Source organism: Pseudomonas sp. Marseille-Q5117 (genome assembly GCF_946901175.1).
In the GTDB taxonomy this organism is placed as follows: Bacteria; Pseudomonadota; Gammaproteobacteria; order Pseudomonadales; family Pseudomonadaceae; genus Aquipseudomonas; species Aquipseudomonas iranensis.
Window position 1 is genome coordinate 107,082 of the sequence record NZ_CAMPPP010000015.1, and the last position, 11,963, is coordinate 119,044.

Annotated in this window: 8 protein-coding genes; 7 read left to right on the top strand and 1 reads right to left on the bottom strand. The window is 59.5% G+C overall.

Features of this window, described 5'->3' with window-relative positions; translation table 11 throughout:
- Nucleotide 1: 1 nt before the first annotated feature.
- Nucleotides 2-1,675: a DNA repair protein RecN gene (gene recN / locus OC605_RS21535; RefSeq protein WP_016771769.1), complete on the bottom strand. Its 1,674-nt coding sequence runs from the start codon at nt 1,673-1,675 to the stop codon at nt 2-4.
- 240 nt (nt 1,676-1,915) lie between these two features.
- Between recN and grpE the strand changes: the two genes are divergently transcribed.
- From grpE to greA, 7 genes are all read left to right on the top strand, one after another.
- Nucleotides 1,916-2,482, top strand: coding sequence for a nucleotide exchange factor GrpE (gene grpE, locus OC605_RS21540; RefSeq protein WP_039759570.1), 567 nt, complete (start codon nt 1,916-1,918; stop codon nt 2,480-2,482).
- 102 nt (nt 2,483-2,584) lie between these two features.
- A complete protein-coding gene (dnaK, locus tag OC605_RS21545; RefSeq protein WP_024011565.1) occupies nt 2,585-4,501 on the top strand; it encodes a molecular chaperone DnaK in 1,917 nt (638 codons plus the stop codon).
- 297 nt (nt 4,502-4,798) lie between these two features.
- Nucleotides 4,799-5,923 (top strand): molecular chaperone DnaJ, encoded by a 1,125-nt coding sequence (gene dnaJ / locus OC605_RS21550; RefSeq protein ID WP_016771767.1) that lies wholly within the window; start codon nt 4,799-4,801, stop codon nt 5,921-5,923.
- Between the two features lie 9 nt (nt 5,924-5,932).
- Nucleotides 5,933-6,736 carry a 4-hydroxy-tetrahydrodipicolinate reductase gene (gene dapB / locus OC605_RS21555; RefSeq protein ID WP_016771766.1) on the top strand — a complete coding sequence of 268 codons (804 nt, stop codon included), beginning with the start codon at nt 5,933-5,935 and terminating at the stop codon, nt 6,734-6,736.
- Nucleotides 6,737-6,994: 258 nt separating this feature from the next.
- Nucleotides 6,995-8,131, top strand: coding sequence for a glutamine-hydrolyzing carbamoyl-phosphate synthase small subunit (gene carA, locus OC605_RS21560; protein WP_016771765.1), 1,137 nt, complete (start codon nt 6,995-6,997; stop codon nt 8,129-8,131).
- 124 nt (nt 8,132-8,255) lie between these two features.
- On the top strand, nt 8,256-11,477 hold the full coding sequence (gene carB / locus OC605_RS21565; protein WP_016771764.1) for a carbamoyl-phosphate synthase large subunit: 3,222 nt from the start codon (nt 8,256-8,258) through the stop codon (nt 11,475-11,477).
- A gap of 2 nt (nt 11,478-11,479) precedes the next feature.
- A complete protein-coding gene (greA, locus tag OC605_RS21570) occupies nt 11,480-11,956 on the top strand; it encodes a transcription elongation factor GreA (RefSeq protein WP_038861135.1) in 477 nt (158 codons plus the stop codon).
- Nucleotides 11,957-11,963: the final 7 nt, after the last annotated feature.

Sequence of the window (11,963 nt, forward strand, 5' to 3'; positions counted from 1 at the left end):
GTTACGCCTTGGCGGTCACCACCATTTTTTTCGCGTGAGCCAGGGATTCCTTGGTCAGATCGATGCCGCCGAGCATGCGCGCGACTTCTTCGATGCGCTCGTTCTTTGTGAGCTTGGCGACGGCGGTGTGAGTCGCCTTCTCGTCGCGGACCTTGTGCACGAACAGATGCTGATGCCCTTGCGCCGCCACTTGCGGCAAGTGCGTCACGGTCAGGACCTGGCCGCGATCACCGAGACGGCGCAGTAACTGGCCGACAATCTCGGCAGTCGGACCGCCAATACCTACGTCCACTTCGTCGAACACCAGCGTGGGCACGCGGGAGGTCTGGGCGGTAATGACCTGAATCGCCAGACTGATCCGCGACAGCTCACCACCGGAGGCGACTTTTGCCAGTGCCTTGAGCGGTTGGCCGGGGTTGGCGCTGACCAGCAGTTCGACCTGTTCCAGCCCGTTCGGCAGCAACTCGTCGCTGCTGTTGGCTTTCAGTTCGATGGTGAAGCGGCCGCCGGGCATGCCCAGGCGCTGGATTTCCTGCTCTACCGCACTGGCGAGGCTGCCGGCGGCTTGATGACGAAGGTCGCTCAGCTCGCGCGCTTTCTCCTGATAGTGGCGGGCATAGGACGCCAGTTCTTCACCCAGGCGCTCGATGGATTCATCGTTGGCGTTGAGGGTTTCGATTTCATCGAGCAGCTTCTGCTGCATCTCGCCGACTTCGGTCGGTTGAATCCGGTGTTTGCGCGCCAGTGTGTAGATCGCGTCGAGGCGCTCTTCCAAGTATTGCAGCCGAGCCGGGTCGGCATCGAAATTGTCGAGGAAGCGATTGAGCTCGCCGACTGCTTCTTCTACCTGAATCTGTGCGCTGGTCAGCAGACTGCTGGCTTCACCCAGCGCACCCACCGAACTGTTCACGCTGGACAGGCGATTGAGGCTGGCGGTCAGCGCATTCAGCACATTCCCGGAGTCGCTTTCGCTGCATTGCTCGACCACTTGCCGGCAAATGCCCAGCAAGGTTTCGGCGTTGGTGAGGTTCTTGTGTTCCTGCTCCAGCTGTTCCAGTTCGTTTTCGCCGAGGCCGAGGTTTTCCAGTTCTTCGAGCTGATAGCTGAGCAGTTGATGACGTGCGCGCTGTTCGTCGCCGGAGTTGGAGAGGCGCTCCAGTTCTTGGCGAGTCTGGCGCCAGCGCTGCGCGGCAAGTTGTACCTGACGCGCCAGGTCGGTAGCGCCGGCGTACTCGTCGAGCAAGCGGCGATGAGTATCAGTTTTCAGCAGGGATTGATGTTCATGCTGGCTGTGGATATCGATCAGCAGCTCGCCGAGGGCTTTGAGGTCGCCAAGCGGGCAGGGCGTGCCGTTGATATAACCGCGCGAACGACCTTCCGAGGTGATGACCCGGCGCAGAATGCACGGCCCGTCGTTTTCCAGATCGCGCTCGGCCAGCCAGGCGCTGGCTTCAGGAATGTCAGCCAGATCGAAGGTGGCGAGAATGTCGGCCTTGTCGGCACCCGGGCGTACCACGCCGCTGTCGGCGCGATCGCCGAGGGTGAGGCCCAGGGCGTCGAGCATGATCGACTTGCCGGCGCCGGTTTCCCCTGTGATCACGCTCATCCCGCGATCAAGTTCGAGATCGAGATGTTCAACGATGGCGTAGTTGTGTACGGACAGGTGCACCAGCATAAAGGCCGCTCCCAGGCTTGAGGTCTGGTTATTTATACAGTGTTTTGTTCAGGCCTGACAATGCCCTCCCTTAGCTCGATTTGCTTGAACGAAAAGTTTTCTTAGCGCATTCAAGAATGATCAATCAGCACTTTTTTGTAAGGACAATCGATTCCAGCCCTTGAAGCCTGATTTTGCGGCCCCATATATCGGGGCAGAAGCGCGAGTCAGGCTCGCGGACGAAATTGAAAGGAGAATTCTATGGCTGACGAACAGACAGTAGATACGCAAAACCCAGATGCCAATCAGGCGCCCGAAGGTTCGGGTGACGACCTGGCGACCCGTGTGCAAGTGCTCGAAGAGCAATTGGCCGCCGCGCAGGATCAGTCTCTGCGTGTTGCTGCCGATCTGCAGAACGTTCGCCGCCGTGCCGAGCAGGACGTCGAGAAGGCGCACAAGTTTGCCCTTGAGAAATTTGCCAGCGACCTGTTGCCGATCGTTGACAGCCTGGAGCGCGGCCTCGAGCTGTCGAGCCCGGACGACGAAAGCATCCGCCCGATGCGCGAAGGCATCGAGCTGACCCTGAAAATGTTCCACGACACCCTCAAGCGCTACCAGCTTGAAGCGATCGATCCGCATGGCGAACCGTTCAACGCCGTTCACCATCAGGCGATGGCCATGCAGGAAAGTGCCGACGTCGAGCCGAACAGCGTGTTGAAGGTTTTCCAGAAGGGCTACCAGCTCAATGGTCGCCTGCTGCGCCCGGCGATGGTCGTGGTCAGCAAGGCGCCGGCACCGGTTTCGCCTTCGATTGACGAGCAGGCTTGAAATTAGCCGCAAGGCCCCCATTTAGAAGTCAAGCGTTTAAGTGCTACCGCAGTCAGCCACCACTGCTGCAGCAACAAAATCCAAAGTTTCGGGAGAGTGAACATGGGCAAAATTATCGGTATCGACCTGGGGACTACCAACTCCTGCGTCTCCGTGCTGGAAAACGGCAAAGCCAAAGTTATTGAAAACGCTGAAGGCGCGCGTACCACGCCGTCGATCATCGCTTACGCCAACGATGGCGAAATTCTGGTAGGTCAGTCGGCCAAGCGTCAGGCTGTAACCAACCCGCACAACACCCTGTACGCGGTAAAGCGTCTGATCGGTCGTCGTTTCGACGAAGAAGTTGTGCAGAAAGACATCCAGATGGTCCCTTACAAGATCGTCAAGGCTGACAACAACGACGCCTGGGTAGAAGTGAACGGCCAGAAAATGGCACCGCCACAAATCTCGGCTGAAATTCTGAAGAAGATGAAGAAGACCGCCGAAGACTACCTCGGCGAGGCAGTGACCGAAGCGGTGATCACCGTTCCGGCCTACTTCAACGACAGCCAGCGTCAGGCCACCAAAGACGCCGGCCGCATCGCTGGTCTGGACGTAAAACGTATCATCAACGAGCCAACCGCAGCTGCTCTGGCTTACGGTATGGACAAGGCCAAGGGCGATCACACCGTGATCGTTTATGACCTGGGTGGCGGTACCTTCGACGTATCCGTGATCGAAATCGCTGAAGTTGACGGCGAGCACCAGTTCGAAGTGTTGGCCACCAACGGTGACACCTTCCTCGGTGGTGAAGACTTCGACATTCGTCTGATCGACTACCTCGTTGACGAATTCAAGAAAGAAAGCGGCATGAACCTCAAAGGTGACCCGCTGGCGATGCAGCGTCTGAAAGAAGCCGCTGAGAAAGCCAAGATCGAGCTGTCGTCCGCTCAGTCGACCGACGTCAACCTGCCGTACATCACTGCAGACGCGACCGGTCCTAAGCACCTGAACGTGAAAATCTCGCGTGCCAAGCTCGAAGCACTGGTTGAAGACCTGGTTCAGCGCACCATCGAACCTTGCCGCATTGCCATGAAAGACGCCGGTATCGACGTCAGCGCGATCAACGACGTGATTCTGGTCGGTGGTCAGACTCGTATGCCGCTGGTACAGAAGCTGGTTACCGATTTCTTCGGTAAAGAAGCGCGTAAAGACGTCAACCCGGACGAAGCCGTTGCCATGGGTGCTGCGATTCAGGGCGCTGTTCTGGCCGGTGACGTGAAAGACGTTCTGCTGCTCGACGTCAGCCCGCTGACCCTGGGTATCGAAACCATGGGTGGCGTGATGACCGCGCTGATCGAGAAAAACACCACGATTCCTACCAAGAAATCGCAAGTGTTCTCGACTGCCGACGACAACCAGGGCGCTGTGACCATTCACGTTCTGCAGGGTGAGCGCAAGCAAGCCGCACAGAATAAATCGCTGGGCAAGTTCGACCTGGCCGACATTCCACCAGCTCCACGTGGCGTGCCGCAGATCGAAGTGACCTTCGACATCGACGCCAACGGCATCCTGCACGTTGGCGCGAAAGACAAGGCTACCGGCAAGACCCAGTCGATCGTGATCAAGGCCAACTCCGGTCTGTCCGACGAAGAAATCGAGCGCATGGTGCGTGACGCCGAGGCGAATGCCGAGGAAGACCGCAAGTTCGAAGAGCTGGCCGCTGCCCGTAACCAGGGTGACGCACTGGTGCACTCGACTCGCAAGATGGTCGCTGACGCGGGCGACAAGGTCACCGCCGAAGAGAAGACTGCAATCGAAGCTGCAGTGGTTGCGCTTGAAGCCGCCGTCAAAGGCGACGACAAGGCTGCCATCGAAGCCAAGGTTGAAGAGCTGTCGAAAGTCTCCGCTCCGGTTGCTCAGAAGATGTACGCCGAACAGGCTCAGCCAGCTGATGGCGCGGCCCCGCAAGGCGAATCGGCTGAGAAGGCTGACGACGTTGTCGATGCCGAGTTCGAAGAAGTCAAAGACCACAAGTAAGTTGTTGGTCGCCCGGTTGACTGCCTTGCGGCGGTGACTGGTAGGATGTCGCCGCGCGGGAGCTTGCCTCCCGCGTTGGCGTATCTGGAATACGCGAATTTTTACAGCATGCGACACCGTTCGGATGCTGGCGGTATGGCCGGGAATGCTCCTGCTTTTCGCGCCGCAGATACCGCATCAATCAAGACCAGGATCGTTGAATTGACGTGAGTTGGGTCCGGGCCTTAATGGGGGCTCAACGAGTTTGGCGAGGCTCAGGAGGGGTTTGCCGAACGTCCTTAAGAGTGCAAAGAACTTATGGCAAAGCGTGACTATTACGAAGTATTGGGTGTCGAGCGGGGCACGAGCGAAGCGGACCTGAAGAAGGCCTATCGCCGTCTGGCCATGAAGCACCACCCCGACCGTAATCCCGGCGACAAAGCTTCGGAAGAAGCATTCAAAGAGGCCAACGAGGCCTATGAAGTGTTGTCCGACGCCAGCAAGCGCGCGGCATACGATCAGTACGGTCATGCCGGCGTTGATCCGAGCATGGGCGGCGGCGGTGCCGGCTTCGGTGGCCAGAACTTCTCGGACATCTTCGGCGATGTCTTCAGTGATTTCTTCGGTGGCGGTCGCGGCGGTGCCCGTGGCGGCGCTCAGCGTGGCAGCGATCTGCGCTACACCCTGGAGCTGAATCTGGAAGAAGCGGTGCGCGGTACGTCGGTGAATATCCGCGTTCCGACACTGGTCAACTGCAAACCGTGCGATGGCTCCGGCGCCAAGAAAGGCTCGTCGCCGACGACGTGCCCGACCTGCGGCGGCATCGGTCAGGTGCGCATGCAGCAGGGCTTCTTCTCGGTGCAGCAGACCTGTCCGCGCTGCCATGGCCAGGGCAAGATCATTTCCGATCCGTGCGACTCCTGCCACGGCGACGGTCGTGTCGAAGAGTACAAAACCCTGTCGGTCAAAGTGCCTGCCGGTGTTGATACTGGCGACCGCATTCGTCTGTCCGGCGAAGGCGAGGCGGGTACCCAAGGCGGGCCGACTGGCGACCTGTACGTTGTGATCAACGTGCGCGAACACGACATCTTCCAGCGTGACGGCAAGCATCTGTTCTGCGAAGTGCCGATCAGCTTCGTCGACGCTGCACTGGGCGGCGAGCTGGAGATTCCGACCCTCGACGGTCGGGTCAAACTGAAAATTCCTGAAGGCACGCAGACCGGCAAGCAGTTCCGCGTACGCGGCAAGGGCGTTGCGCCAGTGCGTGGCGGCGGTGCCGGCGACCTGATGTGTCGTGTCGCTGTGGAAACGCCGGTCAACCTCAACCGTCGTCAGCGTGAACTGCTGGAAGAATTCCGCAGCTCCCTGGCCGACGACAACAGCCACTCGCCGAAAACCACTGGTTGGTTCGATGGTGTGAAGCGTTTCTTCGGCGATTTGTAAGGAGTCGGCATGCGACGTATTGCAGTGATGGGCGCCGCCGGGCGCATGGGCAAGACCCTGATTGAAGCGGTGCAGCAGACGCCGGGCGCCGGGCTGACGGCGGCGGTCGATCGTCCCGACAGCACGCTGGTTGGCGCGGATGCCGGTGAGCTGGCAGCGCTGGGCCGTATCGGCGTGCCGCTGTCCGGTGATCTGGATCGTGTGGTTGAAGAGTTCGATGTGTTGATCGACTTCACTCACCCGACCGTGACCCTGAAGAATCTCGCGTTCTGCCGCAAGCACGGCAAAGCGATGATCATCGGCACCACAGGTTTCAGTGTTGAAGAGAAGCAATTGCTGGCCGAGGCGGGCAAGGACATTCCGATCGTCTTCGCCGCCAACTTCAGCGTCGGCGTCAACCTCTGCCTGAAGTTGCTCGACACCGCTGCGCGCGTGCTGGGCGACGATGTCGATATCGAGATCATGGAAGCCCATCACCGCCACAAGGTCGATGCTCCGTCAGGTACGGCTGTGCGCATGGGTGAAGTGATTGCCGATGCCCTGGGGCGTGATCTGAAGAAGGTCGCGGTCTACGGTCGTGAAGGCCAGACCGGTGCGCGTGAGCGTGAAACCATTGGTTTCGCCACCGTGCGTGCTGGCGATATCGTCGGTGATCACACCGTGCTGTTCGCTGCCGATGGCGAGCGCGTCGAGATCACCCACAAGGCATCGAGCCGCATGACCTTCGCCAAGGGCGCGGTGCGTGCGGCGCTGTGGCTGGACGGTCGCGAGCCGGGCCTGTACGACATGCAAGACGTGCTCGACCTGCGTTGAGTCGTTGCTGAACCCGGCGCAAACGTCCCGTTTTGCGCCGGTTTTTACCGCTTGGCGACGACCTGTCGCATTCTCCGGCCTTTAAGGCTCTTTAGCGGTGGACCAAAAACGCCCTTTTCTGTAAGCTACAGCTTTAGTGTGTCCACTAAAAGCGCGCAGAATAATTTCAGTGAAGAAGCGGGGTGACGTGTCCATACGTCACTCCGCTTTTTTACAACCTGCGATTGCCCTTTCATGCGTTATTTACGGGAGGTCTTCTTGACTAAGCCAGCCATACTCGCCCTTGCTGATGGCAGCATTTTTCGCGGCGAAGCCATTGGAGCCGACGGTCAGACCGTTGGTGAGGTGGTGTTCAACACCGCAATGACCGGCTATCAGGAAATCCTTACCGATCCTTCCTACGCCCAGCAGATCGTTACCCTGACTTACCCGCACATCGGCAACACCGGCACCACGCCGGAAGATGCCGAGTCCGACCGCGTCTGGTCCGCTGGCCTGGTTATCCGTGACCTGCCGCTGGTAGCGAGCAACTGGCGTAACACGATGTCCCTGTCCGATTACCTGAAAGCCAACAACGTGGTGGCAATCGCCGGTATCGACACCCGTCGCCTGACCCGCATCCTGCGTGAAAAAGGCGCTCAGAACGGCTGCATCATGGCCGGCGACAACATCTCCGAAGAAGCGGCCATCGCCGCTGCGCAAGGCTTCCCGGGCCTGAAGGGCATGGACCTGGCGAAAGTCGTCAGCACCAAGACCCAATACGAATGGCGTTCGACTGTCTGGGATCTGAAAACCGACAGCCACGCGACCATCGAAGCTTCCGAGCTGCCATATCACGTGGTCGCTTACGACTACGGCGTCAAGGTCAACATCCTGCGCATGCTGGTCGAGCGCGGCTGCCGCGTCACCGTAGTGCCTGCGCAGACTCCAGCCGCCGATGTGCTGGCGCTGAAGCCGGACGGCGTGTTCCTGTCCAACGGCCCTGGTGATCCGGAGCCATGCGACTACGCGATCCAGGCGATCAAGGAAGTGCTGGAAACCGAGACGCCGGTATTCGGCATTTGCCTCGGCCACCAGTTGCTGGCTCTGGCCTCCGGCGCCAAGACTCTGAAAATGGGCCACGGCCACCACGGTGCCAACCACCCGGTGCAGGATCTGGACACCGGCGTGGTGATGATTACCAGCCAGAACCACGGTTTTGCGGTAGACGAAGCCACCCTGCCAGCCAACGTGCGCGCGATCCACAAATCGCTGTTCGACGGCACCCTGCAAGGCATCGAACGCACCGACAAGAGCGCGTTCAGCTTCCAGGGTCACCCTGAAGCGAGCCCCGGCCCGAACGATGTTGCGCCACTGTTCGACCGCTTCATCAACGAGATGGCCAAGCGACGCTAAGCGTTCGCCTTGAGACTGTAGAGAGAAGCCCGCGAGGGCGGCCCCGGTTCCGGCGGCCCCCTCGGGACTTCAGAAATCGATCAAGACGGCTTGCCGACTGACCTGCGGATTTGAGTGACAAACCATGCCAAAACGTACAGACATTAAAAGCATCCTGATTCTCGGCGCTGGCCCGATCGTGATCGGCCAGGCCTGCGAGTTCGACTACTCCGGCGCCCAGGCCTGCAAAGCCCTGCGCGAAGAGGGTTACCGCGTCATCCTGGTGAACTCCAACCCGGCCACCATCATGACCGACCCGGACATGGCCGACGCCACCTATATCGAGCCGATCAAATGGCAGACCGTGGCCAAGATCATCGAAAAAGAGCGTCCGGACGCCGTGCTGCCAACCATGGGTGGCCAGACCGCTCTGAACTGCGCTTTGGACCTGGAGCGCGAAGGCGTTCTGGAGAAGTTCGGCGTGGAAATGATCGGTGCCAATGCCGACACCATCGACAAGGCTGAGGACCGTTCGCGTTTCGACAAGGCGATGAAATCCATCGGTCTGGCGTGCCCGCGTTCCGGCATCGCCCACAGCATGGAAGAGGCCAACGCGGTTCTCGAAACCCTCGGTTTCCCGTGCATCATCCGTCCGTCCTTCACCATGGGCGGCACCGGTGGCGGTATCGCTTACAACCGTGAAGAGTTCGAAGAAATCTGCGCCCGTGGTCTGGACCTGTCGCCGACCAAAGAGCTGCTGATCGACGAATCGCTGATCGGCTGGAAAGAATATGAAATGGAAGTTGTCCGCGACAAAAAGGACAACTGCATCATCGTCTGCTCGATCGAGAACTTCGACCCGATGGGCGTGCACACCGGTGACTCGATCACCGTAGCTCCTGCGCAAACCCTGACCGACAAGGAATACCAGATCCTTCGTAACGCCTCTCTGGCGGTATTGCGCGAGATCGGCGTCGAGACCGGCGGTTCGAACGTGCAGTTCGGTATCTGCCCGAACACTGGCCGCATGGTCGTGATCGAAATGAACCCGCGTGTTTCGCGCTCCTCGGCACTGGCTTCGAAAGCCACCGGTTTCCCGATTGCCAAGGTCGCGGCCAAACTGGCTGTGGGTTACACCCTCGACGAGCTGTCGAACGACATCACCGGCGGCAAGACCCCGGCGTCCTTCGAACCGTCGATCGACTACGTCGTTACCAAGCTGCCACGCTTCGCCTTCGAGAAATTCGCCAAGGCTGACGCACGCCTGACCACGCAAATGAAGTCGGTCGGTGAAGTCATGGCCATCGGCCGGACCTTCCAGGAATCCCTGCAGAAAGCCCTGCGCGGTCTGGAAGTCGGCGTTTGCGGTCTGGACGAGAAGCTCGATCTGAGCAACCCGGACAGCATGAGCGTCCTCAAGCGCGAACTGACAGTGCCGGGCGCCGAGCGTATCTGGTACGTGGCTGACGCCTTCCGCGCTGGTCTGTCGGTCGAAGACATCTTCGGCATGAACATGATCGACCCGTGGTTCCTGGTGCAGATCGAAGACCTGATCAAGGACGAAGAGAAGGTCAAGACCCTCGGTCTGTCCTCGATCGACCGCGACCTGATGTTCAAGCTCAAGCGCAAAGGCTTTTCCGATCAGCGCTTGGCGAAACTGCTGGGTGTCACTGAGAAAAACCTGCGTACGCACCGTCAGAAGCTGGAAGTGTTCCCGGTCTACAAGCGCGTTGACACCTGCGCCGCCGAGTTCGCTACCGACACCGCTTACCTGTACTCGACCTACGAGGAAGAGTGCGAAGCCGCGCCGTCGGGTCGCGACAAGATCATGATCCTGGGTGGCGGTCCGAACCGTATCGGCCAGGGTATCGAGTTCGACTACTGCTGCGTTCACGCTGCTCTCGCCCTGCGCGAAGACGGCTACGAAACCATCATGGTCAACTGCAACCCGGAAACCGTTTCCACCGACTACGACACTTCCGACCGTCTGTACTTCGAGCCGGTAACCCTGGAAGACGTACTGGAAATCTGCCGCGTCGAGAAGCCGAAAGGCGTGATCGTCCAGTACGGCGGCCAGACTCCGCTGAAACTGGCTCGTGCTCTGGAAGCCGCTGGCGTGCCGATCATCGGCACCAGTCCTGACGCCATCGACCGCGCGGAAGACCGTGAGCGCTTCCAGCAAATGGTCGAGCGCCTGAACCTGCGTCAGCCGCCAAACGCCACTGTGCGCAGCGAAGATGAAGCTGTTCGCGCTGCGGCGAAGATCGGTTATCCGCTGGTGGTGCGCCCGTCCTACGTGCTGGGCGGCCGTGCGATGGAAATCGTTTACAAGGAAGACGAACTCAAGCGCTATCTGCGTGACGCGGTGCAAGTGTCCAACGACAGCCCGGTGCTGCTCGACCACTTCCTCAACTGCGCCATCGAAATGGACGTGGATGCGGTCTGCGACGGCAAAGATGTAGTGATCGGCGCGATCATGCAGCACATCGAACAGGCGGGCGTTCACTCCGGTGACTCCGCGTGCTCGCTGCCGCCGTACTCGCTGCCTGCACACATCCAGGACGAGATGCGCGAACAGGTCAAGAAAATGGCTCTGGAACTGGGCGTTGTCGGCCTGATGAACGTGCAATTGGCTCTGCAGGGCGAAGACATCTATGTCATCGAAGTCAACCCGCGCGCCTCGCGTACCGTACCGTTCGTTTCCAAGTGCATCGGTGTTTCCCTGGCCATGATCGCTGCGCGCGTGATGGCCGGTAAGACCCTGAAGGAAATCGGCTTTACCAAAGAAATCATCCCGAACTTCTACAGCGTTAAAGAAGCGGTGTTCCCGTTCGCCAAGTTCCCTGGCGTTGACCCGATCCTCGGCCCAGAGATGAAGTCGACCGGTGAAGTGATGGGTGTCGGCGATACCTTCGGCGAAGCATTCGCCAAGGCGCAGATGGGTGCCAGCGAAGTGCTGCCGACCGGCGGTACCGCGTTCATCAGCGTGCGCGATGACGACAAGCCACTGGTTGCAGGCGTGGCCCGTGATCTGATCAACTTGGGCTTCGAAGTGGTCGCCACTGCCGGCACTGCCAAGCTGATCGAAGCCGCAGGTCTGAAAGTGCGCCGCGTGAACAAGGTGACTGAGGGTCGTCCGCACGTGGTCGACATGATCAAGAATGACGAAGTCACGCTGATCATCAACACCACCGAAGGTCGTCAATCGATCGCCGATTCGTACTCCATTCGTCGCAATGCCCTGCAGCACAAGATTTACTGCACCACCACTATCGCTGCGGGCGAAGCGATCTGCGAAGCGCTGAAGTTCGGTCCGGAAAAGACCGTGCGCCGCTTGCAGGATCTACACGCAGGATTGAAGGCATGAGCATAACCAAGTACCCAATGACTGTTCAGGGCGCTCGCGCCCTGGAAGAGGAGCATGCTCACCTGACCAAGGTCGTCCGTCCGAAGCTCAGCCAGGACATCGGTACGGCCCGCGAGTTGGGTGACTTGAAGGAAAACGCTGAATACCATGCTGCCCGCGAACAGCAAGGCATGGTCGAAGCGCGTATTCGTGACATCGAGGGCCGGATTCAGAATCAGGTCATCATCGATGTCACGACCATTCCTCATACCGGCAAAGTGATTTTCGGTACCACCGTCGAGATCGCCAACGTCGAGACTGATGAAAGCGTCACTTACCACATCGTGGGTGAGGATGAGGCTGACTTCAAACTCGGCAAGATCTCCGTCGGCTCGCCGCTGGCCCGCGCCTTGATTGGCAAGGAAGAGGGTGACGTCGTCGCCGTCAAAACGCCGAGCGGCGTGATCGAGTACGAGATTGTCGAAGTTCGTCACATCTGAAAGAAGG